Below are 23,828 nucleotides of genomic sequence, written 5' to 3'. Positions count from 1 at the left end.
AAATAAATGAAAAAATTGCTCTTTTCTGCCTTATTCCTTTTTTCAGTTTGCGTTGCGGAGGCTCAAGTGAGATTTGGATTTAAAGCCGCACCCAATATTTCTTTTAATAGAGTGGAATCGGAAGCGGACAATACTGATTTTAATACAGATGGTGTAGGTTTACGGTTCCAGCTAGGTCCAGTTTTCGATTTTGAATTTAAGGAAAACCACTACTTCAGTACGGGCATCATATTTACGTCAAAGCGGTCAACTTTTGTAGCTGATTCAATGAATACAAGCTATACTGAAAATTATAATCCACAATATCTGCAAGTTCCCATTACATTAAAATTATTCACAGAGGAAATAGGATTGGATAAAAAAATCTATTTCCAATTTGGTGGTACAGTTGATTTCATGACTAATAGTGAAGGTGAGGAAGAAAATATTGTACAAAGCTTTAAGTTTTTTGACTTGAATTCCTTATTGGCTATTGGTTTGGAATATGGAATTGGGATAAACACCAAAATATTTGGAGGATTAGTTTATCAAAGAGGCCTTTTGAATGTCATTAATGACAATCTTTATGGCGATAATTTTAAATTAAGAAATGATTTTGTTGGCCTGGAATTAGGGATTATATTTTAATCCCTTAGAGGCAGACTAACTACGTAATATTCATTTCTGCCAATCCTGATGTCATCATCTTGAATCCATGGATTATAAATTCTAAGCGTTTTATAGGAAGTATTTTGAGCTTTAGCATAATCTACCCAATCAGTGGAATTGCGGACTGTATCTGTTCGATACACATAAGGTTCGTATAAATGTTCTTTACTAATATCCAATCCGTAATCCTCAGGACTTTCAAAAATTTGTTTGATTGCCAAGATTCGGAATACGTAGCGTGAGGTTTCATCATTAAGCATTAAATCATAATAATTATCTACTTTTTGATTGTCTAAGGCATTCTGCATACCTCGCATTCCCCTATTGTAAGAAGCTGCCACTAAAGTCCAATTACCAAACTTTTGATAAGCCCTTTTTAAATATTTGCAAGCTGCTTCTGTTGATTTCACTGGATGATAACGTTCATCCACATCTCTATTGATTTCCAATCCGTATTCCTTTCCAGTACTTTTCAGGATTTGCCAAAACCCAACAGCACCAGCATAACTGGTAACATTTTCAAGTCCGCTTTCAATCAAAGCCAAATATTTAAAATCATCCGGAACCCCATTTTTTTTAAGTATGGGTTCAATAACCGGAAACCATCTGTTGGCCCTTTTAAATAAAAATATGGTGTTATTATGCCAATATGAATTGATATGTAATTCTTTATCTAAACGCTCTTTAACATCATCTATATGCAAAGGTACAGCTTCACCAGCAAGATCAATTTTTTCGGGCAATGGAATGGTTTTAGCGTTTTTAAAGGCAATTGGCTTAGTGGGTTCCATTACCGGTTTATGGATTTCATTCTCTCTTTGATTATAATTACCATAAAAAGCCACGATTAAAAAGGTGACCAGTGATGCAATTGATATATAAAGCGCAAATTTGCTATCTGACATAAAGTATTGATTCTATTTAAGAATTTAAAAGTTTGGAGAAAGCATAAATTGAGAGTAAAAGTTATCAATTACTTTTACTGCTTCGGTTGGTGTATCCACAACCGTGAATAATTCCATATCTTCTGAACTCACATTATTTTCAGCCTCAATTAAGGTCTCTTTTATCCAATCTATTAAACCAGACCAGAATTTTTTTCCTACCAATACAATGGGGAATCGACCAATTTTATGCGTTTGAATTAATGTTAAGGCTTCAAAAAGTTCATCCATTGTGCCAAATCCACCCGGCATCACCACAAATCCTTGTGCGTATTTTACAAACATTACTTTTCGAACGAAGAAATAGTCAAATGTTATCAATTTATCAGGATCAATGTAAATATTATTGAACTGTTCAAAAGGCAACACAATATTGAGCCCTACTGATTTTCCATTTTCACTTTTCGCCCCTTTGTTTCCGGCTTCCATAATTCCTGGACCACCACCGGTGATTACCCCATAACCATGGCGCACCAATTTAGCCGCCACTTCTTCTGCTATTTTATAATATGGATGATCGGGCTTAGTTCTGGCAGAACCAAAAACTGAGACACAAGGACCAATTTTAGCTAATTTTTCAAATCCATCTACAAATTCTGACATGATTTTGAAAATAGCCCAAGAATCAGAACTTTTAATCTCATTCCAATCCCGGTCCTTAAAAGCCTTTCTGATTTTATTTAATTCTAATTTATCTTCCTTATTTGATTCACTCATTATTTTAATTGTATAAGATTGATATAATATAATATATTTTTCGCTAAAAATTACTGAATAAGATTACTGATTGAATTCTTAATTTTCGGATTTAGCTCTTTTTTCCTCATAGTCAGAAGGTTTGCTTCGCTTCCATCTTTTATGAGTCCAAAGCCATAAATACGGATTAGCATAGATATCCGTCTCTAGTAATTTCATGTGCTTTTCTGTTATGAAGCCATAATCTGTATTTTTCGGTTCTTCAGTTATAATTTCTAGATCCACTTCATACTTAGAGCGTCCAACTTTTTGAACGTGAACGTAAATCGGTACCAAATCCAATTTTTTACAGAACTTTTCTGGGCCAAAAAACACACCTGTTTCCTGACCTAAAAACTGCATCCAATAAGCGTTATAACCATCATAAGGTGCTTGGTCAGCTGCAAAACCTAACATATAATGCTTATCTCTATATTTAGCTACTAATCTAGATACGTCATTTTTGGGGATAAGAATAGCTCCAGGAAAACGAGATCTGTTTTCTTTCATTAATTTATCCATCAATTTATTTTTCAGAGGCTTATATATTCCTAAACCAATTGGCTGGTTATGCTCCGTCATCATACATAAGCTGAGAACACCCCATTCCCAATTACCATAATGAGGCATAAGCATGGCAAGATTGCGTTCCTCATCTAATATGCTTTGAACCTCTGGAGTTATATTAACTTTCCATCTTTTCTTAATCTGTTTTGACGAAATACTAAAAACTTTAATGCTTTCAATCAATAGATCAGTGAAATGATAATAAAACCGATTGGCAATTTTTTCAATCTCCTTCTCGGATTTTTCAGGAAATGACTTCCTTAAATTATCCATAACCACTTTATAACGGTAAAGCTTCAATTTGATAAACAAAAAGCCTATAAAACTAGAAAGCCCATGATAGAACCAAAAAGGGATTATACTCAAAAGCCAAAAGCCAGCTTTTAAAAAATAGTATTTAACTTTCATCATTTAGTCCTGTAATTGAAGTTTTACCAAATTGCTGTAAGTGCCGTTTTCCGATTCCAAAAGTTCTTGATGTGAACCCTGTTCGGAAATCTGTCCCTCCTTCAAAACAAATATTTTATCTACTTTTCTAATGGTAGCCAAACGATGAGCAATAATAATTGTAGTTCTGTTTTGCATTAGCTCATCCAATGCCTGTTGAACCAAGTTTTCAGATTCTGCATCTAATGAAGAGGTTGCCTCATCCAGAATCAATATTTTCGGGTCTTTCAAAATTGCCCTAGCAATGGCTATTCTTTGTCTTTGGCCTCCAGATAACTTAACGCCTCTTTCGCCCACTAAGGTATCCAAACCTTCTGGAAAATCTTTTATGAAAAGCCATGCATTGGCTTTTTTTGCTGCTGTTATAATTTCTTCTTCTGTAGCTTCTGGTTTTCCATAAGCTATGTTTTCACGAATAGACCCCCCAAATAAAATGATTTCTTGAGGTACTATTCCGATATTTTGCCTGTATCCCGTAATGGGTAAATTCTCGATATTTTGTTCATCTACCGCTATTTCTCCTGAAGTTAATGGATAGAAGCGCATTAAAAGCTGAATAATAGTAGATTTCCCTGCTCCACTGTGCCCGACTAGGGCAACTTTTTCACCAGCCCCTACAGTTAAATTCAGACCTTTTAATACTTGAACATCTTTACGGGTTGGATAAGAAAATTGTACATCTTTAAATTCAATGGCTCCTTTTAAATGTATTTTTTCTTTTTCCTCTATTTTAAATTCTTCTTCCTCTTGCAATATTTCCATGACTCTTTCTGAGGCTCCAATGGCTTTTTGTATTTGGCCGTATAAATCACCTAAGCCGGCAATTGACCCTCCGATAAAAGTTGTATATAAAACAAAGCTTAATAAATCTCCCACACTCATGCTTCCATCTTGCACTAAGCTGGCACCGTACCATAACACTGCCACTATTCCACCGAACATTGCAAAGATGATAAAGGAAATAAACGCCCCTCTATAGGTGGCTGATTTTAAGGCCACTTTCACTACTTTGTCAAGTGATTTTCTGTAGCGCATCACCTCAGTTAATTCGCTGGTGAAAGCCTTTACGATATTGATAGATTGCAAAGTTTCTTCCACTATCACATTGGCAGAAGCCAGCTCTGATTGTGTTTTTTTGGACAGTTTTCTAATAAACCTTCCAAAAACCATAGCTGCGATGACTAAAACGGGGAAAGTGGCAATCATAAAAATTGCGAGTTTTGGAGTCGTATAAAAAATAATAATCGCTCCAATAATTAAAGTAGATACCTGCCTAATAAATTCTGCTAATGTAACTGAAAAGGTATCTTGCAAAAGAGAAACATCGGAAGTAATGCGACTCACTAATTCACCCACTCGGCTTTTATCATAAAAAGTCATGGGAAGACTCATCAATTTTTTATAGAGATTGGCTCGCATATCGGCCATGGCCCTTTCACTCACCTGAGCAAATAAAAATACTCGGAAAAAGGAAAAGAAACTTTGTACTGCCAGTATTCCGATAAGGATTAAAGCTACTGTATTGATCTCATTAAAAACACCAGATGATTTTCCTTGGGCCACATCCACTAACTTACCCATCACATAAGGGAAACCCAAAAGGGTGGTGCTGGAAATTAACAGGAAAAATAAGCCCGCTATGAAATAGCCTTTATAGGGCTTTATAAATTGAAAAACGCCTGTGAGCTTTTTAAAATTTTCTTTATTGAGTGGCTTTTTCTCTTCCTCTTTAAGCGATTCGCTCTTTCTTCTTTTTGCCATTCTTAATTATTGTCTCTATTGAAATGTTTATAACCCCGCAAAGGTACAATAGTTCTTTAATTAGGTTTGTTATAAGTAACAAAATTTGATTTAAAATTCTAATACAATTTTCAGGAAAGATGGATTACAGACAATATTAATTATTAAGTTAATGTCATTTGCTTTCATTTTTTTCTTTTTGTTTGATCAAAAAGAAACAAAAAATCAAGAAAGTTTAATGCTTCTGCCCTCAACGCCTACGCTGGCCTGCTAAACTTTCCTCCTTCCCGCTTTTCCGAGTTCCTCGGAAGTGGTCGGGTTAGATTTTTTTATCTTTTGTAGTATAATACATAGGCATTCAATTGGTATAAAACCAAATTTTTTTAAGTAAATAGAAAGCTAAGCCTAATCAAGAAGATAAAACACAAAAGCGGTCGACAAACAAAATAATTAAAATTTGATAATTACTGCCAATTTAAATTAAAACTAAGTTTGGATTGCACACTTTGCTAGAATTAGTCAGCAAATCCAGTATACCTACTATTTATGCGAAATAATAAAATTCATTATGATTAAAAGTACTTGTTTAATAATAATAAGGTAAAAACTACGCTTAATATTCCCACAATAATATGAATTGACCCATTTAGAAAAATGTCAGCATTTTTTTCCTTTTTTCCTCCATTATAGATTTCTTTAAATGCTCTTGGCTTCTTTCCTATTAAGGGACGGAATGCAAGTTGAAATATATAGACCAAAAGTGCTCCCCAAAACTCGAAAATAACTGAACCAATAAAACTATCCATAAAATGTAATTTTACACAATAAGTGAATAATAGTCAATTAAGGCTTGTTTTTAGCTTCGAACTTTTCTTTTCCTTCATCTAAAAAATCTACAAACTTACTAATGCTTCTTTCATAAGCTATAGGCTCAACCAATAATTCGCCATCAGTATCCAATAAAACATAGTAAGGCTGAGCATTATTGTTAAATCGGGTAATTTGAAAATCTGCATTTTGTTTACCAATAGATTTTTTTACTTTTCCATCATATTCACTGGTGTACCATTCGCTTTCAGGCAATTCGGTTTTTTCATCCACATATAAAGCCAGCATCACATAATCATTCTTCAACCGATTCAATACTTTCGGATCAGACCACACCCTAGCTTCCATCTCACGGCAATTAACACATCCATGACCCGTGAAATCAACAAAAATAGGTTTATTCTGCTCCTTTGCACAGGCTAATGCTTGTTCATAATCGAAATATCCTTTTATCCCATGAGGAAAATGAAGCATATCTCCATATTTTGGCTCTTCACATAGTTGATCTTCTGCACTTATTGCTCCTGAACCCCCACTATTTTCTCTGATCAATGTTGGCAAATCAAAATCATGGGAACTCATAGGAGGCAAATAACCGGATAATGCTTTTAAAGGCGCACCAAATAATCCAGGTATCATATACAATACAAAACTGAAAGTCACTAAGCTCAACATCAGTCTTCCAACCGATAATTTTTCAATCGGACTGTCACCCGGCAATCTCAATTTACCCAATAAATAAAGTCCAAGCATTGCAAAAATGACAATCCAAAGCACCAAATAAATATCCCTATCTAAAATTCCCCAGTGATAGACCTGATCGGCTATACTTAAAAACTTCAGCCCTAAAGCCAATTCTAAAAATCCTAAAACCACCTTTACTGAATTTAACCAGCCACCAGACTTAGGTAAACTATTTAACCATTCTGGGAATATGGCAAAAAGTGTAAATGGAATGGCAAAAGCTAAACTAAAAGCAAACATTCCTAATAGAGGTTTAATGACCATACCTCCTGCTGATTCTACTAAAATACTTCCTACTATTGGGCCGGTACAGCTAAATGAAACTAAAACCAAAGTAAAGGCCATAAAGAAAACGCCTCCTAAACCACCTTTATCGGCTTTAGCATCTACTTTATTGACAAAACTCGAGGGTAAATTAATTTCAAAAAGACCCAAAAATGAAAGCGCAAATATGAAGAAGACCAAAAAGAAAAACACATTAGGCACCCAATGTGTGCTAAGCCAATTGGCAAATTCAGGCCCATTAATTACGGCTATAATAGTTCCTGCTACAACATAAATGACGATAATTGAAAGCCCGTAAATAACAGCTTGACGAATGGCTCCTGATCTGGTTTTAGCCTTTCCAGTAAAGAAAGTTACCGTCATAGGAATCATGGGGAATACGCATGGCGTTAATAAAGCTGCTAATCCAGCTAAAAAAGCCACCACCATAAAGCCTAAAAGAGAATAAGGCGAGTTTGAATCTTTTTGCTGAAGATCAATTAGTTTTTTTTTACCTTCTGTTTCGGATTTATCGGTAGAAGTTTTCTCTTTTTCCTCAGCTTTTGTTGAGCCAACAGCAGGTTTTGTTTTTTCCCCGAAAGTAAACTCCTCATCAAAAGTGATGCATTTGCCATTTATTTCAGAACATACCTGATAGTTATTGGAAGCTTTAACTAGAAATGGGATTTCTTTTATGATAATTTTTTGCTGAAATTCTCCTTTTCCTTTAAAATAGGTATAGTCTCCTTCAAAAATTTCATCATAGCCTTTTGAGGGATCAACAGCAACCAAGCTGTCTAGCAAATCATAGGATTTATCCTCTTCAAACTCAAATTCTGTTACGATAGGGCCAAGATCAGGATCAAAATCTGATGAATACAAATACCAATTATCATCTATTTCCGCTCGGAAGGAAAGAGTAGCCGTATCACCTACTTCTAAATTTTCTTCTAAAATGGAGCTTTCCCAGCTAATGGGCTTAATGACTTGAGCAAAGGTGTTTTGCAAAAATAAACCCACCAAAAGTAGGCCGTAAACTAAATATCTCATAAACTTTTAATAACGCCTGTTCGTCTTACAAAACTAAAACACGAAGATAGTTAATTTTTGTTGGACGTAATGTAACTAATGTCATGCAGGCGATAAAACGTAAATGGTTAATTTTCTCAATTCTAGGATTGATATTGATAGGGGCTGGTTTAAGCTTGGCTATAGATGCCGGTTTTTACCGTATGCAAAACCCAGAAGGGTTGAACTGGATCTATTATGGAACCTTCGCTTTGATAGTATTTAATTCTGGGGTTTGCTTTTTTGGACAAGGAGTTATTTATAAAATTAAGTATGATCATATAATGGAAAAATAAATAATATTCAGAACTCCCTATCCACAAAAGCCCCACTTACAATTGATCTAATTCTTGATAATAATTTTTATTGCTGTCTAATACTTCCATTTATTAGCCAAAGCCACTAAAGACAACATAACCGGAACCTCTACCAGAACTCCCACAACCGTTACCAAAGCTGCCGGGCTTTGCAATCCGAATAAGGCGATGGCTACTGCCACTGCTAATTCAAAGAAATTGCTGGCGCCAATCATAGCAGCTGGAGAACAAACCGCATGTGATAATTTTAATTTTCTTCCTGCAAACCAAGCAATGAAAAATATAAAATAAGTTTGAAGAATCAGTGGAACGGCAATCAATAAAATGATAATTGGATTATCCAAAATATTAGGTCCTTGGAAAGCAAATAAAAGAATCAAAGTCAAAAGTAAAGCAATAATGCTAACGGGTTTGAATTTTGGTAAAAATACTTCCTGAAACCACTTTTCTCCTTTTTGGGCTACTATTATTTTATTGGTAATCACGCCAGCCACTAAAGGAATTACAACAAAAATAATAATGCTTGCTGCCAGTGTTCCATAAGGAATGCTAACATTAGTTATACCCAAAAGAAAGCCGACCAAAGGAATAAAAGCCACTAAAATGATGAGGTCATTAACCGAAACCTGCACTAAAGTGTAATTAGGGTCTCCATCTGTTAAGTATGACCAAACAAAAACCATGGCCGTACAAGGTGCAGCGCCCAATAAAATAGCGCCCGCTATATATTCACCAGCCATTTCAGGCTCAATAAAAGCTGAATACAAATGCTCAAAAAATATCCAAGCAAAAAATGCCATCGTAAACGGTTTTATCAACCAGTTAATTATAACAGTCATAATCAATCCTTTTGGAGCTTTTCCAACTCCTTTGATGCTTGAAAAATCGATTTGCAACATCATGGGATAAATCATCATCCAAATCAGAATAGCAATAGGAAGATTTACTTTATAAATTTCCATCTCGCTGAGAAAGGAAATGTCATCTCCAGCTAAATATCCTATTAAGATTCCAACTCCTATGCATAAGGCTACCCAAACGCTCAAATAGCGTTCGAAAAATGCCATTTTCTTTTTTCCTGATTGTTCCATCATGATTTTTTTAGATTAGAAAAAACATACAACATTTCTGTAGCGATCTGCGTGCTCCGCTCTTCATATTTTTGTTCCTTTTTTGGACTGTTGTCAAATACTTTGGGATCCTCATAATTCAAGGCTATTCTTTTTTCCGTCCCCGGAATAAAAGGACAATTTTCATCGGCATCAGAGCAAGTCATAATTGCAGCAAATCCATTTGAAGGATTAAAGGGATGGTCATATGTTTTGGAAAAAGCGATAATTGGATGACTTTCTGAGCTATATTTAACTGCGATTATTGGATTGTTTTCATTAGAAAGATGAATCGATTCAAAACCAGCTTCCTGTAGTACTTTTAAAACCATAGGATAGACCGCTGTTGCAGCAGTTCCTCCAGAATAACATTGTATTTGATTCAATTGAAAATAATCCGCCATTGCCTGTGCCCAGATTTGAGAAAGATGACTTCTGCGAGAGTTGTGAGTACAAATAAAATTCAGTGAAATATTGCTCCCCAAATTGATTTTCTCCTGTAAATATTCAATAAAAGGATTTAAAACTTCTTTTCTTTCAGCTGGGATAGATTCAACATCTATTTTTTCAATGTAGTCTGTAAGTTTCTGGAACATTTTTATAATGAATTAGGCAAAAAATCTATTATATCTTAAACCTGTCAGGTTTACTTGAATTTTTTATCATGATTTTCGGTCGGTGTGCTACCGACCGAGGTAGAATACATGGTTGGTGGCACACCAAGCATTTAAAGCTCGATTCAAAACCTGACAGATTTATTAAGTTTTTAACAACATCCACCACCTGGTTCACATGCATTTGCAGCTGAACCTGAAACATCTGCCAATTGTACTTTCTGTTTTGACTCAGGAATACCACATTTATCTTTTGCTAAACAATCGGTTTGAGTATTGACCAAAACAAAATGTGCTCCATTAAACTCCAAATTATATTTTCCAATGGTGGTTCCTTGATACTCAACCTCCACTTCCATATTCTCATCAATTCCTAATTTATCTTCAGATAATGTGATGATATCGTGAAGTTTTTGGGCACCAAGCCTATGGTCATAATCCCCAGCTTCCCATAATTGGAAATTCACGCTTTCCTCATTTCTCATGGTACCACCACAATCAATAAAATTGCGAGTAATGATCCCTACTTCTGTAACGTGAAAATGCGCTGGAACAAATTCTCCATTTGGTAATTCAAATTTTACTTGATCTAAATTAGTAAGTGCTGATTTGGTTTCTGAAAGTTTCATTTGATATGTTTTTTTAAGTTCTAACTATTTATTGTTATATTGCTATATTACGATTATAAAATACAAAAAAATATTAGCAGCAGTCCTGCTGATTAGGGTTTTGATATAAATCAAATATTCCGCTGAAAAGATTTTTCACCTCTTCCCATCTTTGAGGATTAATACAATAACTTACAGACACACCCTCAATAGTACCTTGAATAATGCCCACTTCTTTCAGTGCTTTTAAATGCTGACTAATGGTAGCTTGCGCCAATCCCAATTCAGATACCAAATGTCCATTTATACAGGCATTAGATTTCAATAAATACTGAATGATAGCCAGTCTTGCCGGGTGAGCAAATGCTTTGGCAACATTGGCCAAGTCATTTTGCTCTTCAGTGAATAAATCAGATTTCGTTACGCCCATTTTAAAAATATTATATTGCAATATTACGATGTATTATTCATAACGCAAAATATTACCTTGAGTTCATCAGTTCTTGAATTTTTTGATTAGTCCTACTTTGTCAAGTTAAATAACGATAAAAGAAAATCACCCCCTTTCATGTGTATATAATTTTTTAAAGTTGCCATCCCGATAAATCGGGACAGGCTATGTAATAGTCAAAGTTCAAATGCCAAGTCCACTAACCTTCAATGACCTGTTATATTCATTTCGGTTAATATGCAGAGGTTATGACTATTTCAGGTGTTTTCACTTGAAAGTTCCTGTGAGATAAAATTTATAAAGAAGTTAGTTGTTTAGGTGAAAACACCTAAACAGGGGAATTATATCAAGATCTGTCAGGTTTTTTCTAGCCTAAATATGACAAAGTAGGATTAGCATTAAATTGTTACGATATATTGAAATCGCAACCACATAATTAGATAAGCGTGTATTATTAAAATGATATATTTTTAACAATTTCTTCTCTGAGTAATTTATATACAGAGTACCGTATTCAAATTACTCAATTTTTTAATGATAAAGAGAATATGATAATATCAGTTTTATCCATCTTTGTTTTAGCCTTTTTGGTGCCATTGCTCCATAAATTTTTAGGCAAAAAATTATCATTTCTCCTTTCTATTGCCCCTCTTTCTATTTTTATAGTGCTTTTATATCATTACTTGACAGGAATATCTTCCCCACTAAGTGAAAGTTGGGAATGGAATTCTTATTTCAAGTTAGAATTAACCTTTTATCTGGATGGATTAAGTTTACTCTTTAGCCTTTTAGTTAGTGGAGTCGGGTTTTTAATTTACATCTATGCTGGTTTTTACATGAAAAATGCAGCCAACAGTGGTCGTTTTTTCATGATCTTAACATTCTTTATGGGTTCCATGCTCGGACTGGTTTTAGCCGATAATTGGCTCAGTATTCTTGTATTTTGGGAATTAACCAGTATTAGTTCATTTCTTCTCATTGGCCATAATCATGAGAAAAAATCTGCTCGATATGCTGCTTGGCAAGGATTTTTGGTCACTGCTTTTGGTGGATTGGCATTATTGGCGGGACTTGTTCTAATCGGTAATATTACTAATGAGTATAGCATTTCAAATTTAAGCCAACATCAGGAATTACTAACTCAGCATTCACTTTATATTCCCATTTTAATTTGTGTAGCGCTAGGAGCATTCACAAAATCAGCACAATTCCCATTTCATTTTTGGCTTCCCAATGCCATGGCGGCACCCACACCAGTCAGTGCCTATTTACATTCTGCCACTATGGTAAAAGCAGGGATTTATTTTTTCGCTAGATTTTCTCCCATTTTAGGAGGCACAACAGAATGGCAAATACTGCTTTCTGTTGTAGGTGGAATCACCATGATTACCGGTGCCGTTTTAGCCTTTAATTCCGATAATATTAAAAAGCTTCTAGCATATTCAACCATTAGTGCATTGGGGATTATGACCATGGCTTTTGGAATTGGTACGAAGACAGCTGTTTTTGCCGGAACAGTTTATATTATTGCTCATGCACTCTACAAATCCACGCTTTTCATGCTGGCGGGTATTTTGGATCAGCAAACTGGCACCAAAAAAATATCGGAATTCCCTAAAATGCTCTATCAAAAGCTCCCCATTGCTTTTGTACTTACTATTCTTGCTTCCTTATCCCTTGCAGGAATAGCTCCTTTTTTAGGCTTTGTTGCCAAAGAGTTGCTGTTGGAGACGACCTTACACAGCCCAATTTTATCAGCTTTTTTTACTGCTACATTGTTAATAACCTCCACATTATTTGTTGCACTAATGTTTGTATTAGTCCATAAGGCATTTTACAAGGGTGTGCAAAATAGAAAAGTCAAAGTCATCCCCAAAGCCATTTATTTAGCTCCGGCTGTCACCGCTTTGGCAGGATTAACTTTCGGGCTTTTTCCTGATACTTTATCGAGTTTAAGTTCTCTAGCTTCCATAAGCATGCAGCCAAATTTCGAAACAAAGCACTTGGCGCTTTGGCATGGGTTTAACACCGCATTTATATTAAGCTTAGTGTCCATTTTGGCCGGTGCAGGCTTATATTTTCTAAGCTTAAAAGTAAATTGGAATTTTAAATTGGGCTTTTTGAAAGCTCTCCAACCCTCAAAAATTTATGACTACCTGTTTAAAGGAGTGATTAGCTTAGGGAAATGGCAAACCACAAAAATCCAGACTGGCTACTTAAGGAACTATGCCATGATCACCATGTTGACTATTTTAGTTTTGACAGGATTTACTTTCTTATCTCAAGATGGAATCAGAATCAATACAGCTTCCATCAACATCTATGCTTTCGAATTAATTTTAGGCTTAATAGTGCTGTTGGCTTTAGGATTTACGCTTTTCACTCGCTCCAACATTTCTGCTCTTTTATCATTATCGGTGGTGGGCATTGCCATTTCCATTATATTTTTGGAAGCTGGTGCCCCTGATTTAGCCATCACATTTTTTCTGATTGACGCATTGACCATTACCATTTTTGTGCTTATTCTGCATAAGTTACCCAAAAAGATGTTTCGCAAAAAAAACTTTGCCAGAACCCGAGATGCCTTTATAGCTTTAGGGACTGGGCTTTTAATAAGTCTGATTCTTTTATCGATTACATTCGAGCCATTGAATTCAAAACTCAAGACATTTTATGCAGAAAACAGCTACTCTGTGGCCAATGGAAAAAATATGGTCAATGTCATTTTGGTTGATTTTAGAGTATTGGATACGCTGGGGGAGATTACCGTTTTAGCCATAGCCGCCTTGGGTGTTTTCGCCATTGTAAATTATACCAAAAACCAAAAACCGCTATGAACTCATTTATATTAAAAAATAGTGCCCGCATCATTGTGCCATTTATGTTGCTATTTTCTGTTTTTTTGCTCTTTAGAGGACATAATTTGCCAGGGGGTGGATTTATTGGTGGCCTGATGGCCGGAGCAGCTTTCATTTTAGATGCTTTTGCTTATGATGTTGTGCACAGCCTTAGAAAGCTAAGAATCCCGCCTACAAAAATTATGGCCTCCGGACTATTATTGGCAGTTTTTAGCGGACTTATAGGATTAATATCGGGAGACGGCTTTTTCAAAGGCTATTGGCTCAATATTGACATAGCTTTTCTACCAAAACTTGGAACTCCTGTGCTTTTTGATATTGGCGTTTATGCCTTAGTACTGGGAATGATCTTAGAATTGGTTTTACCCAACATTAAAAATGATTGATAGATGGAATTTCTTTTATCCATATTGGTAGGGTTATTATTTGCGGCAGGGATTTACCTTTTATTGCACAGAGATTTTGTGAAATTGGTAATCGGCATAGTCATTATGGGAAATGCTACGGCATTGTTCATATTTGTAGCAGGAAGAATAATTCGAGACAATGCTCCATTCATTCAGGAAAACGGAATGCCTCCTGAAAATTTTGCGGATCCGGTACCGCAAGCTCTGATTTTAACGGCCTTGGTCATTGGTTTTGGAATTCAAGCTTTTGCTTTAATCCTATTCAAAAAAGTATATGACCTCCCAAAAGTAGATGAAATCGATGATCTTAAAAGATAATTTAAATGGGAAACGAGAAAACCATCATTTTACTTCCATTAATCATACCATTAGTCACGGCTATCATTAGTCTTTTTTTTAGGAAAAATAAATCCATCAATAGCTTAATCTCAATAATTGGCAGTATTGTCCTAATCTTGGCCACTGCCTTTTTTATATTTCCACTCATTATTGAAAATGGTATCCTGACTACCCAAATTGCTGGCTGGGAGGCACCTTTTGGAATTACAATAGTGGTTGATATGTTTTCCGCCATGATGCTTACAATTGCTTCATTTGTGGGGCTCATGGTAAATATTTATGCTTTCCAAAATATTAATGACAGAAAAAAAGAATTCGGCTTTTTCGTTTTTTTTCATTTTCTGATGATGTCGGTCAATGGTGTGTTTTTAGCTGGTGATATCTTCAATTTATATGTTTGGTTTGAAGTTATGCTGATTTCCTCCTTCGTTTTGTTGGTATTGGGAAATGGAAAGGAGCAGTTAATTGCCACTGTTAAATATACTGTTCTAAGTTTTATAGCATCAGCATTTTTGTTGGTCGGAGTGGGAATGATTTATGGAATTACAGGCAGTTTGAATATGGCCGACATTGCCCTATTTTTTAAGGAAAATCCTGATGAACCCCTTCTAACGGTGACTGCCATTTTATTTATGCTTCCATTTGCCATTAAAGCCGCTATATTTCCATTATATTTTTGGCTTCCAGCCTCCTATCATACTCCTGACGTAAGCGTGACAGCAGTTTTCTCAGGCCTATTAACCAAAGTGGGTATTTATGCATTAATCCGATGCTTTACACTCATTTTTATACATGATGTTGACTATACCCATACGATTTTATTAGTTGTAGCAGGCTTTACTATGATCAGCGGGGTCTTGGGAGCTCTTTCAAAAATGGATATGCGCAGGATCTTATCATTTCATATTGTTAGTCAAGTAGGTTATATGGTTCTTGGTTTGGCACTTTTTACCCCTTTGGCAATAGCAGGTTCAATATTTTATATGATCCAGCATATATTGGCTAAAACTAATTTATTTCTGATTACTGGAGTGGTAGAAAAAATCAAAGGAAGTTCAAATTTAAATAAAGTGACCGGCCTTTATCATCATTTTCCTATTCTATCGATTATATTTTTATTGGTTGCCCTTTCTTTAGCTGGACTACCTCCTTTCTCAGGATTTTGGGCAAAATTCATATTGATTAAAGCGGGTTTTGAGGTGCAAGAGTATTTGGTGATTGTCATAGCATTAATCACAGGATTACTAACATTATTTTCGATGATGAAAATTTGGGTAAATTCATTTTGGGGAAAAGAACAAAAACAGCCGGATAAGTATTTAAATGAAAATGAGAGCAGTCTATTTAAAAATAATTTAGCCTTGCTTTTACCTGTATGCATGATGGCATTACTTACTTTATCCATTGGATTATTCTCTATGCCTTTGATGAAATTTGCAACCATAGCAGCAGAACAGTTGATGAACCCTGATGGATATATTGAAGCGGTATTGGGCTCCATAGATTAACAATCTCTAAATAAAACGTTAATAAAAAGAAATGCAAAAGACTTTATTACTACATATTATAATCAGTATAGGATCTTATTTAGGACTGCTTTTTTTAGCTGGTTTTAGCCTGTCAGGTTTTGAACATCTTATCCTTTTTTTCTCTATATTATTGATTTTATGGGCATTAACCTATTTATTCTATCGCCCATATTTCAATACTTTCAAAGCAGGCATTAATTTGGCTTTTTACTTTCTTAAGGAATTGATTGTTTCCAATTTCAAAATGATCTATTTCATACTTTCTTCTGGGCATAAATTCAAACCGGCTATATTGGAACTTCCCTTGAGTTTAAAGTCTGATTATAGCATTACGCTTTTGGCAAATCTCATAACATTAACTCCAGGCACCATCACTTTAGAAATAAGTAAGGATAAAAAATATTTATATTTCCATATAATCAATGTCCCAAACGAAAATTTAGAGGAAGCCAAACAAAAGATAAAAGATGGGTTTGAGAAAAGAATAATAAATATATCATCATGAGCTATTTTGAAATTTCTTTATGGGGAGCACTTCTGGCATTGGTAGTGGCATTATTTATTGCATTGATCCGCTTTATTTATGGTCCAACTTTTATGGATAGGGTAGTGACGTTTGATTTGATGACCGCCAACTTAATTGGCATTATTGCCATTTATGCCATCGTTTCGGATGACGAACTATTGCTGGATACAGCAATGGTTTTAGCCATGATTGGTTTCTTTTCGATTATTGCTTTTGCCTATTATGTTAAAAAAAGAACTGAAAAATGATTACTGAAATCATCATACTGATATTTATTTTTTCAGGTGTATTCTTGATGTTTATCGCTTCCTTGGGCTTGTTTAAAATGCCAGATTTATACACCCGGATGTCGGCCGTCACAAAAGCGGTTACTTTCAAAGTGGGATTAATTTTATTAAGTACTATGATATACTTTAACAGTTTTCCGGTAGTCCTAAAGGCTATTTTGATCATTTTTTTATTGCTATTGACCACTCCGGTTTCTTCACATTTATTGGGGAAGGAAGCTCACGAAAGAAAAACGCCCCTTTGGAAAAAGACCATAACGGATGAACTAGAAAAAAGAAAAAATAAAAAAGATTAGCCGTATTACTCTTCCTCCACATCATCATCATCATCTCCTTGCTCTAAGGTTTTATTGATCTCACCTATGATCATATTCAACTCCTCAGAGGGAGGTCCTAATTTTTGAAATAGATTTTTTAAATCATCCGGGTCATTAGAAAAATGGGAAATATTGATCAAGCCCATAATTCTAGCCAAAGGACCACGGACTTTATGAGCATTGATATTGGCATAATCTATAATCTGTCGGTTTTTAGAATCAATTAATTTTGACCGCTCTTCCACTAAAGCTTCCAAATTTCTATTGATCGCTTCATACTCCTCATTTTTTGCAATTAACTCCTCTTGGGTTTCTTCTAATTCTTTATTAGTAGATTTTAATTTTTTCTCGTATTTGGAATTACTTCTATTATACCACAACAAAGTTGAAGTGGAAAAAAATGCAACAAATAATGGGGGCAATTTAAAATCAGTGAAGTCGGTGACCAGTTCCCTCATTGCTTCAGGTGGCTCGCCATAATAAAGCAATAATTTATCTACAAAAAGGGTAACCATTAGGTAGTATATAAAGAATAAAACTATATATGGTTTATGCTTTTCAATATCAAACAAAAGAAAAGGCACTGAGCAAAATATTGCTCCTGCATATTGAAACCAGATGAATTGCCCAGGATAAAAATCTCCAATTAATATCGGAATACCCAAAAGTATTAGGCTTGGAAAAAACAGAAAAATGCTCTTTGATAGATTATATAACCGATTATGATTTAAAAAGGGGATCAACAGCATCAATACTAATACTCCCGCCCTTCTGTAAGCTGCCAAATAGTTTTCAGTAATAAAAACATCATTTAGCCCCACCAATAACATGACCGTTGCCAAAAACAGAGACATAGCATTTGTGAGAAACACTTTTCTCTTCTGGTCGTCATCCAATTGAGAATGGATTCCTGCATTGGTCCAGTTTTTTAAATTTTCCAGCAACTTTAAAGTTTAATTAAGATTAGTTGAACTTAATTTAAAAAATAATGTTGGCATTTCCCTAAAATTACGATTAACACAAGCTTTCTTTCTTTGAATTCGGTTTTTTATTCATTGGCTTTCCATTTTTTAGTACCTTTGCCGATTGTAACAAATAAAAAAATAAGTGACCTTAATAAAATCAATTTCCGGCATTAGAGGAACCATCGGAGGAAGAACGGGAGACGGATTAACACCCGTTGATATTGTGAAGTTTAGTAGTGCTTATGCCGCTTGGCTAAGAACCAAAAGCGATAATAATAAAGTGGTGATTGGCAGGGATGCCCGGCCCACGGGTGAAATGGTGTCAAAACTTGTATCGGCAACTTTGCAAGGCATGGGCATGCATGTGGTCGATTTAGGGCTTTCTACCACACCAACTGTGGAAATTGCCGTGGTTTTAGAAAAAGCGGCAGGTGGAATTATTCTTACTGCAAGTCATAATCCTGTTCAATGGAATGCTTTAAAATTATTGAACGATAAAGGAGAGTTTATATCCGGTGAGGATGGACAAGCTATTCTTGATTTAGCTGAAAGCGGTGACTATAATTTCAGTGAAGTAAAGAAAATCGGAAAATACACCACTCAAGATCATTACATCCAAAAGCACATTGATATGGTAATTGATTTGCCACTAGTCGATGTTGCCGCTATCCGTGAAAGAAAATTTAAAGTAGTGGTTGATGCGGTAAACAGCACTGGAGGAATTGCGATACCGAAGCTTTTAAAATCCTTGGGAGTTTCAGAAGTGAGAGAATTATATTGCTACCCTGATGGGAATTTCCCGCATAACCCAGAGCCTTTACCCGAGAATATTACCCATATCAGCAATGAATTGGCAAATGGTCAATACGATTTAGGCTTTGTTTTGGATCCTGATGTGGATAGATTGGCCATAGTAAATGAAGACGGAACTCCTTTTGGAGAAGAATATACTTTGGTGGCAGTGGCTGATTATATTTTAAGTCAGCAAAAAGGAAATACCGTTTCCAATCTATCAAGCACTCGTGCACTAAGAGATGTGACCGAAAAAAGAGGTGGCAATTATGAAGCTTCTGCCGTTGGGGAAGTAAATGTGGTAACCAAAATGAAGGAAACAGAAGCTATTATAGGTGGAGAAGGAAATGGTGGTATTATATATCCTGAATTACACTACGGAAGAGATGCATTGGTAGGTATTGCATTATTCTTAACGCATTTAGCCAAATCAGGAAAATCTTGCTCGCAGCTTAGAGCCACTTTCCCAAGTTATCATATTTCCAAAAACAAAATTGAATTAACACCTGAAATTGATGTTGATGGAATTTTAGAAGCCATTCAAGAGCGTTATAAAAATCAACCCATTAACACTATAGATGGTGTGAAGGTAGAATTCGATAAAGAATGGGTTCACTTGAGAAAATCCAATACAGAACCTATCATAAGGATTTATTCTGAGTCAGATTCCGAATCAAAAGCAGAACATTTGGCGCAAAAGATGATATCTGACATTAAAGAAATTATTTCATATAAAGAACATTAAATATTATGGCAGGCATATATTTAGATAACGCAGCAACTACCGCTTTGGATCCTGAAGTATTCGAAGCAATGAAGCCTTATATGCTGAATCATTATGGCAATCCTTCTTCTATTCATACCCATGGAAGGGAAGTAAGAACGGCCATCGAAAAGTCAAGAAGGACTATTGCCGAGTTACTCAATACTTCTCCTTCTGAAATATTTTTTACCTCTGGTGGCACAGAAGCTGACAATACCGCTTTAAGATGCAGTATTGAGCAAAAAGGAATCAAAAAAGTATTGACTTCCAAAATTGAACATCATGCCGTATTGCATACCTTGCAACATTTAGATCAGGCTGGTCATATTGAGTTGGATTACGTGCCTTTAGATGAAAACGGAAGCGTGGAAATTGAGGCTTTAAAAGAGTGGTTAAGCAAAAATCCTGATAGCCTTGTTTCTTTAATGCATGGCAATAATGAGATTGGCAATATCCTGGATATTGAAGAAGTAAGCTGGTTATGCAAACAATATGGAGCTGTATTCCACTCAGATACCGTGCAAACCATGGCACACTACAACCATGATTTACAGGAAATCAAAGCTCAACATATTGTAGGTGCTGCTCATAAATTTCACGGACCTAAAGGAGTGGGTTTTTTGTACATCAATAATGATCACAAAATCCATCCCTTTATTCATGGAGGGGCACAGGAAAGAAACATGCGTGGCGGAACAGAAAATGTTTATGGAATAGTTGGTTTGGCCAAAGCTATGGAAATTGCCTATAGAGATATGGAAGAACATCAAAACCATATCCAAGGATTGAAAGATAGAATGATTCAAAAACTAAAGGCTAAAGTTGAGGGCGTGGCTTTCAATGGTTTGAGTGCTGATCCGGAAAAAAGCCTTTACACAGTTTTGAATGTTTGTTTGCCCCCATCCGATATGAGCGATATGCTATTGTTCAATTTGGATATAAAAGGCATATCTGCCAGCGGAGGATCTGCTTGTAGCAGTGGAAGTGATGTGGGTTCCCACGTTATAGCTGAATTAGGAAAAGCCGCTGACAGACCAAATGTTAGATTTTCATTCAGCAAATACAATACGCAAGAGGATATTGATAAAGCTGTGAATGCCGTAGCCGAGATATATGAAAAAAAGACAGTTGGGTAGATACAAAATAGAACTTTTCCAAAGTTTGAGACTTTGGAAAAGTTGATTTTGAGTAATTACAATTTTAGTAAAGCTTTCAAAAATCCCATATTTTCGCCTTTTTCTTTTACTATCATCAAAGGTATATCACTATCGTATTTCACTACTTTTTCTGCGACACTTCCCAAAAGAATAGAAGCTAATCCTGTTCTTCCTTTAGAGCCCATTATTATCATATCAGCTTTCATGTCAGAGGCAAAACCAAATATTTTATCAGCCGGTGAATCGTCATTATCCAATACGAACTTACAATCTAAATCTTCCGGAAAATTATTTCTTTTGACAAAATCCCTAAAGTCAGTTTTAGCATGACCTTTCATGATGGTGGCAAATTCATCATAATTTTTACCGGTTTTATGATAGCCTGAGGGCACAGTATATACATTTACCAAAGTCAAACTTATATCTTTTCCCTCTGAGATGGCCACTGCTTCCTCTACTGCAAGTTTAGCATGCTTAGAAAAATCAACTGACACTACTATATTATTCAGCTTGAATTCAAAATCTTCCGGCACCATCATTAAAGAAGTTTGAGCAACCTTAGCAATTTTTTGAGGCACGATTCCACCGCCCTTCAATTTTCTTTTCCTGCCCATCACCATCATGTCAATATCCTTAATATTGACCCATTTCAGGATTTGCTCTGATGGATCACCCTCTTTAATTTCTACTACCTTTTCGCAATCATAATTAGTTTTCCAGGCAGTTTCAATTTTTTTTTGAATAGAATCAGCAATGGATTCATCACTTGGAGCCATCAAATCAGGATAGTTTTTTCTTAACTCTTCCGGTAGTTCTAAATTTTTTGATACATGAACAAAATACACCTTCTCACTTTTCAAAAATTCAGCTAAATGAGATGTATAACTTATCAATATATCATCCATTTCGGTAAGGTCGATTGCTACTAAAAGTCTTTCTATTTTATACATTTTCAATCAAGTTTTTTTCAATATTCAGTTGGTTGGGTAATTTAATAATTTATCTAACGAATTATAGCTGACATAGTGGTAATTTTGCCTTGCTTTTTTATAAATGTTCAGTGCTAACCTTTTGCCGGATTCAGATTTTATAAGTTCACCATAAATTGGCATCAGGAATTTTTTCCTTCCAGTATTTATTAAAAAAATTTCCATGGCACCATAGGCAGGTCTGTATTCCTTTTTTATTGCCAAAAGAATCCACTCCGTTAATATTTCTGCATTTCCATTATTGGTGAAATCAAACTTATTATCTAGCGCACTCACTTCATTATATCCAATGGAATCCGGTAATACATGAAAAAAGTGTAGATATTCGTGCGTGCTCCATTTTTCTGTATTTAAAGTATCAATATTCTCAGTAGTCAACCAGTCTGCTATTGATTCTTCCACTTTTTTAAACCTTTCAGAATTAGGCTTTGGCAAATTATCAGGTAATCCAGGACCATAAACCCAATTAGAAAATAAATTGCTTGGGGTTTCCAGTTCATTTACCCCAAATAAGTTTTGCTCCAGATATAATAGAAATTGTTCAGTATTAATACTGTTGAAGGCATGTTCCTTAAAATATTGCTTCAAAAATGCATCAAAATTTTCTCTTCCTGAGACTTCTTCCAATAACTTTAGAAAGAAATAGCCTTTATCATAAGCAATAGCAGTCATACCCACATCAGGATTTCTGCCATCTAAATCCAATTTCAAATGAGTATCTTTCTCATTTCCATTATTGATCAATTCCTTTGATTCTTCTTTAAGTTCTTTAAAGGAAATGGAAGCTAACATTTCAGCATAATCTTTCCCATAAAGCGCTTCCATGATGCGGTATTCAAAATAAACGGTGAAGCCTTCATTAAGCCAGAAATCATTCCAAGTGGTATTAGTTACCAAATTTCCTGACCAACTATGAGCCAACTCATGAGCGATTAATGAAACCAATGATTTATCTCCAGATAGAATAGTAGGGGTAGCGAAAGTCAACCTAGGGTTTTCCATTCCTCCAAAAGGAAAACTAGGAGGTAGGACCAAGACATCAAATTGCTCCCATCTATATTTTCCATAAAGATTTTCTGCTGTTTCTACAAAAGACTGTAGATCCTCTAAATCTGTTATGGCCTTTTCCATGGTAGTTGGTTCGGCATAGATTCCCGTATTGCTTCCCGTTTTATAATATTCCAAGTTCCCTACTGCCAAAGCCATTAAATAGGCAGGAATAGGCTGTTGCATTTTAAATCTATAATTTCCTATACTGTCAATTTTCTGAGGATTTTCAGCACTCATTAGCGCTAAATTTCCCTCTGGAACTTTCACATTTGCCTCATAAGTAAACCGAATGCCAGGTGAATCCTGAATGGGGATCCAAGAACGACATAAAATAGCTTGGGATTGGGTAAATAAAAATGGAGCATCCCCTGCAGTTTGTTGTGCGTTTAACCATTGTAAAGCTTCGGCATTTGAAGAGGTTTTGTATTGAATATTGATGGTTTTTGAATCTTTAGAAATAGGTATATGTAATGCTTGCCCTAAAATTTCGTCATATTCTTCCAATTCAAAATCCACAGTGTCATTTTCATTTCTCCAAACTTTTTCAATTTGCAGATTTTTGGTGTCCAGAATTATTTCTTTTGCATTGGGGTATTTACGAATATCATATTGTGCTACTGCTTTAATTATTTTGGTTTCAAAATCAATGTTAGCACTCCAAATTAAATGGGTTATTACAGCTTCTTTTGGATTTGCAAATGAATGATGGTCATTTTTTTCAAAATCGGTCGTAGCTATTCTATTGTTCTCCATTTCATTATTTTC

24 protein-coding genes are annotated in these 23,828 nt (G+C 35.3%); 11 read left to right on the top strand and 13 right to left on the bottom strand.

The features are described from left to right. The first annotated feature begins 6 nt into the window (after positions 1-6). A complete protein-coding gene (locus ACFE0M_RS03815) occupies positions 7-627 on the top strand; it encodes an outer membrane beta-barrel protein (RefSeq protein WP_434544416.1) in 621 nt (206 codons plus the stop codon). Here the strand turns inward: ACFE0M_RS03815 and ACFE0M_RS03810 are convergent. From ACFE0M_RS03810 to ACFE0M_RS03785, 6 genes are all read right to left on the bottom strand, one after another. After that, positions 624-1,553, bottom strand: coding sequence for a lytic transglycosylase domain-containing protein (locus tag ACFE0M_RS03810; RefSeq protein WP_434544415.1), 930 nt, complete (start codon positions 1,551-1,553; stop codon positions 624-626). The two genes, ACFE0M_RS03815 and ACFE0M_RS03810, sit on opposite strands and share 4 nt — an antisense overlap. A 24-nt stretch (positions 1,554-1,577) precedes the next feature. Then, a complete protein-coding gene (locus tag ACFE0M_RS03805) occupies positions 1,578-2,309 on the bottom strand; it encodes a TIGR00730 family Rossman fold protein (protein ID WP_434544414.1) in 732 nt (243 codons plus the stop codon). Positions 2,310-2,387: 78 nt separating this feature from the next. Continuing rightward, positions 2,388-3,305: a lysophospholipid acyltransferase family protein gene (locus tag ACFE0M_RS03800; RefSeq protein ID WP_434544413.1), complete on the bottom strand. Its 918-nt coding sequence runs from the start codon at positions 3,303-3,305 to the stop codon at positions 2,388-2,390. Then, positions 3,306-5,102 (bottom strand): ABC transporter ATP-binding protein, encoded by a 1,797-nt coding sequence (locus ACFE0M_RS03795; protein ID WP_434544412.1) that lies wholly within the window; start codon positions 5,100-5,102, stop codon positions 3,306-3,308. A gap of 551 nt (positions 5,103-5,653) precedes the next feature. Then, positions 5,654-5,887: a hypothetical protein gene (locus ACFE0M_RS03790; protein ID WP_434544411.1), complete on the bottom strand. Its 234-nt coding sequence runs from the start codon at positions 5,885-5,887 to the stop codon at positions 5,654-5,656. Between the two features lie 37 nt (positions 5,888-5,924). After that, positions 5,925-7,967, bottom strand: a complete 2,043-nt coding sequence (locus tag ACFE0M_RS03785) for a cytochrome c biogenesis protein CcdA (RefSeq protein WP_434544410.1) — start codon at positions 7,965-7,967, stop codon at positions 5,925-5,927. Between the two features lie 83 nt (positions 7,968-8,050). On the opposite strand from ACFE0M_RS03785, the gene ACFE0M_RS03780 reads away from it, so the two are divergent. After that, on the top strand, positions 8,051-8,281 hold the full coding sequence (locus ACFE0M_RS03780; RefSeq protein WP_434544409.1) for a hypothetical protein: 231 nt from the start codon (positions 8,051-8,053) through the stop codon (positions 8,279-8,281). Positions 8,282-8,358: 77 nt separating this feature from the next. Here ACFE0M_RS03780 and arsB read toward each other — a convergent pair whose 3' ends face one another. The 4 genes from arsB to ACFE0M_RS03760 form a co-directional block, all read right to left on the bottom strand. Beyond that, positions 8,359-9,396: an ACR3 family arsenite efflux transporter gene (gene arsB, locus ACFE0M_RS03775; protein WP_434544408.1), complete on the bottom strand. Its 1,038-nt coding sequence runs from the start codon at positions 9,394-9,396 to the stop codon at positions 8,359-8,361. Continuing rightward, positions 9,393-10,007, bottom strand: a complete 615-nt coding sequence (locus ACFE0M_RS03770; RefSeq protein WP_434544407.1) for a protein-tyrosine-phosphatase — start codon at positions 10,005-10,007, stop codon at positions 9,393-9,395. Before ACFE0M_RS03770 ends, arsB begins: the two co-directional genes overlap by 4 nt. Before the next feature lie 170 nt (positions 10,008-10,177). Beyond that, positions 10,178-10,654 carry a DUF6428 family protein gene (locus ACFE0M_RS03765; RefSeq protein ID WP_434544406.1) on the bottom strand — a complete coding sequence of 159 codons (477 nt, stop codon included), beginning with the start codon at positions 10,652-10,654 and terminating at the stop codon, positions 10,178-10,180. A gap of 73 nt (positions 10,655-10,727) precedes the next feature. After that, entirely contained in the window at positions 10,728-11,063 is a 336-nt protein-coding gene (locus ACFE0M_RS03760) for an ArsR/SmtB family transcription factor (RefSeq protein ID WP_434544405.1), read from the bottom strand. A 569-nt stretch (positions 11,064-11,632) separates the two neighbouring features. Here ACFE0M_RS03760 and mbhE point away from each other — a divergent pair. Genes mbhE through mnhG form a run of 7 tightly spaced genes read left to right on the top strand, consistent with a single transcriptional unit; the run spans position 11,633 to position 17,326 of the window. Further along, the gene (mbhE, locus tag ACFE0M_RS03755) at positions 11,633-13,921 is read left to right on the top strand and encodes a hydrogen gas-evolving membrane-bound hydrogenase subunit E (protein WP_434544404.1); all 2,289 of its coding nucleotides are present in this window, start codon (positions 11,633-11,635) and stop codon (positions 13,919-13,921) included. After that, positions 13,918-14,328 (top strand): Na+/H+ antiporter subunit B, encoded by a 411-nt coding sequence (locus tag ACFE0M_RS03750; RefSeq protein WP_434544403.1) that lies wholly within the window; start codon positions 13,918-13,920, stop codon positions 14,326-14,328. The genes mbhE and ACFE0M_RS03750 overlap by 4 nt, the downstream gene beginning before the upstream one ends. A gap of 3 nt (positions 14,329-14,331) precedes the next feature. Further along, complete coding sequence (locus tag ACFE0M_RS03745) at positions 14,332-14,667, top strand: NADH-quinone oxidoreductase subunit K (protein ID WP_434544402.1); 336 nt, start codon at positions 14,332-14,334, stop codon at positions 14,665-14,667. Positions 14,668-14,672: 5 nt separating this feature from the next. Beyond that, the gene (locus ACFE0M_RS03740) at positions 14,673-16,196 is read left to right on the top strand and encodes a Na+/H+ antiporter subunit D (RefSeq protein ID WP_434544401.1); all 1,524 of its coding nucleotides are present in this window, start codon (positions 14,673-14,675) and stop codon (positions 16,194-16,196) included. A 31-nt stretch (positions 16,197-16,227) separates the two neighbouring features. Beyond that, positions 16,228-16,722 carry a Na+/H+ antiporter subunit E gene (locus tag ACFE0M_RS03735; protein ID WP_434544400.1) on the top strand — a complete coding sequence of 165 codons (495 nt, stop codon included), beginning with the start codon at positions 16,228-16,230 and terminating at the stop codon, positions 16,720-16,722. Continuing rightward, positions 16,719-16,991: a monovalent cation/H+ antiporter complex subunit F gene (locus tag ACFE0M_RS03730; protein WP_434544399.1), complete on the top strand. Its 273-nt coding sequence runs from the start codon at positions 16,719-16,721 to the stop codon at positions 16,989-16,991. Before ACFE0M_RS03735 ends, ACFE0M_RS03730 begins: the two co-directional genes overlap by 4 nt. Continuing rightward, positions 16,988-17,326 (top strand): monovalent cation/H(+) antiporter subunit G, encoded by a 339-nt coding sequence (gene mnhG / locus ACFE0M_RS03725; RefSeq protein WP_434544398.1) that lies wholly within the window; start codon positions 16,988-16,990, stop codon positions 17,324-17,326. Before ACFE0M_RS03730 ends, mnhG begins: the two co-directional genes overlap by 4 nt. Positions 17,327-17,331: 5 nt before the next feature. Here the strand turns inward: mnhG and ACFE0M_RS03720 are convergent, their stop codons facing one another. After that, the gene (locus ACFE0M_RS03720) at positions 17,332-18,291 is read right to left on the bottom strand and encodes a hypothetical protein (RefSeq protein ID WP_434544397.1); all 960 of its coding nucleotides are present in this window, start codon (positions 18,289-18,291) and stop codon (positions 17,332-17,334) included. Between the two features lie 163 nt (positions 18,292-18,454). Here ACFE0M_RS03720 and glmM point away from each other — a divergent pair, with 163 nt between their 5' ends. Together glmM and ACFE0M_RS03710 are read left to right on the top strand one after the other, a co-directional pair. Continuing rightward, positions 18,455-19,849 carry a phosphoglucosamine mutase gene (gene glmM, locus ACFE0M_RS03715; RefSeq protein WP_434544396.1) on the top strand — a complete coding sequence of 465 codons (1,395 nt, stop codon included), beginning with the start codon at positions 18,455-18,457 and terminating at the stop codon, positions 19,847-19,849. Between the two features lie 5 nt (positions 19,850-19,854). Further along, entirely contained in the window at positions 19,855-21,003 is a 1,149-nt protein-coding gene (locus tag ACFE0M_RS03710; protein ID WP_434544395.1) for a cysteine desulfurase family protein, read from the top strand. A 56-nt stretch (positions 21,004-21,059) separates the two neighbouring features. Here ACFE0M_RS03710 and ACFE0M_RS03705 read toward each other — a convergent pair whose 3' ends face one another. Both ACFE0M_RS03705 and ACFE0M_RS03700 read right to left on the bottom strand, forming a co-directional pair. Then, a complete protein-coding gene (locus ACFE0M_RS03705; RefSeq protein ID WP_434544394.1) occupies positions 21,060-21,974 on the bottom strand; it encodes a universal stress protein in 915 nt (304 codons plus the stop codon). A 24-nt stretch (positions 21,975-21,998) separates the two neighbouring features. Continuing rightward, on the bottom strand, positions 21,999-23,816 hold the full coding sequence (locus ACFE0M_RS03700; protein WP_434544393.1) for a M1 family metallopeptidase: 1,818 nt from the start codon (positions 23,814-23,816) through the stop codon (positions 21,999-22,001). Positions 23,817-23,828: the final 12 nt, after the last annotated feature.

Source organism: Marivirga sp. (genome assembly GCF_051117495.1).
Taxonomy (GTDB): Bacteria; Bacteroidota; Bacteroidia; order Cytophagales; family Cyclobacteriaceae; genus Marivirga.
Note: the sequence above shows the minus strand (reverse complement) of the source record. Positions and strands in the feature narration are given on the sequence as shown.

What these genes read in the sequence shown, in the direction of transcription:
- ACFE0M_RS03815 (WP_434544416.1), top strand. Translation starts at nt 7, where the DNA reads ATGAAAAAATTGCTCTTTTCTGCCTTATTCCTTTTTTCAGTTTGCGTT.
- ACFE0M_RS03810 (WP_434544415.1), bottom strand. Translation starts at nt 1,553, where the DNA reads ATGTCAGATAGCAAATTTGCGCTTTATATATCAATTGCATCACTGGTC.
- ACFE0M_RS03805 (WP_434544414.1), bottom strand. Translation starts at nt 2,309, where the DNA reads ATGAGTGAATCAAATAAGGAAGATAAATTAGAATTAAATAAAATCAGA.
- ACFE0M_RS03800 (WP_434544413.1), bottom strand. Translation starts at nt 3,305, where the DNA reads ATGATGAAAGTTAAATACTATTTTTTAAAAGCTGGCTTTTGGCTTTTG.
- ACFE0M_RS03795 (WP_434544412.1), bottom strand. Translation starts at nt 5,102, where the DNA reads ATGGCAAAAAGAAGAAAGAGCGAATCGCTTAAAGAGGAAGAGAAAAAG.
- ACFE0M_RS03790 (WP_434544411.1), bottom strand. Translation starts at nt 5,887, where the DNA reads ATGGATAGTTTTATTGGTTCAGTTATTTTCGAGTTTTGGGGAGCACTT.
- ACFE0M_RS03785 (WP_434544410.1), bottom strand. Translation starts at nt 7,967, where the DNA reads ATGAGATATTTAGTTTACGGCCTACTTTTGGTGGGTTTATTTTTGCAA.
- ACFE0M_RS03780 (WP_434544409.1), top strand. Translation starts at nt 8,051, where the DNA reads ATGCAGGCGATAAAACGTAAATGGTTAATTTTCTCAATTCTAGGATTG.
- arsB (WP_434544408.1), bottom strand. Translation starts at nt 9,396, where the DNA reads ATGATGGAACAATCAGGAAAAAAGAAAATGGCATTTTTCGAACGCTAT.
- ACFE0M_RS03770 (WP_434544407.1), bottom strand. Translation starts at nt 10,007, where the DNA reads ATGTTCCAGAAACTTACAGACTACATTGAAAAAATAGATGTTGAATCT.
- ACFE0M_RS03765 (WP_434544406.1), bottom strand. Translation starts at nt 10,654, where the DNA reads ATGAAACTTTCAGAAACCAAATCAGCACTTACTAATTTAGATCAAGTA.
- ACFE0M_RS03760 (WP_434544405.1), bottom strand. Translation starts at nt 11,063, where the DNA reads ATGGGCGTAACGAAATCTGATTTATTCACTGAAGAGCAAAATGACTTG.
- mbhE (WP_434544404.1), top strand. Translation starts at nt 11,633, where the DNA reads ATGATAATATCAGTTTTATCCATCTTTGTTTTAGCCTTTTTGGTGCCA.
- ACFE0M_RS03750 (WP_434544403.1), top strand. Translation starts at nt 13,918, where the DNA reads ATGAACTCATTTATATTAAAAAATAGTGCCCGCATCATTGTGCCATTT.
- ACFE0M_RS03745 (WP_434544402.1), top strand. Translation starts at nt 14,332, where the DNA reads ATGGAATTTCTTTTATCCATATTGGTAGGGTTATTATTTGCGGCAGGG.
- ACFE0M_RS03740 (WP_434544401.1), top strand. Translation starts at nt 14,673, where the DNA reads ATGGGAAACGAGAAAACCATCATTTTACTTCCATTAATCATACCATTA.
- ACFE0M_RS03735 (WP_434544400.1), top strand. Translation starts at nt 16,228, where the DNA reads ATGCAAAAGACTTTATTACTACATATTATAATCAGTATAGGATCTTAT.
- ACFE0M_RS03730 (WP_434544399.1), top strand. Translation starts at nt 16,719, where the DNA reads ATGAGCTATTTTGAAATTTCTTTATGGGGAGCACTTCTGGCATTGGTA.
- mnhG (WP_434544398.1), top strand. Translation starts at nt 16,988, where the DNA reads ATGATTACTGAAATCATCATACTGATATTTATTTTTTCAGGTGTATTC.
- ACFE0M_RS03710 (WP_434544395.1), top strand. Translation starts at nt 19,855, where the DNA reads ATGGCAGGCATATATTTAGATAACGCAGCAACTACCGCTTTGGATCCT.
- ACFE0M_RS03705 (WP_434544394.1), bottom strand. Translation starts at nt 21,974, where the DNA reads ATGTATAAAATAGAAAGACTTTTAGTAGCAATCGACCTTACCGAAATG.
- ACFE0M_RS03700 (WP_434544393.1), bottom strand. Translation starts at nt 23,816, where the DNA reads ATGGAGAACAATAGAATAGCTACGACCGATTTTGAAAAAAATGACCAT.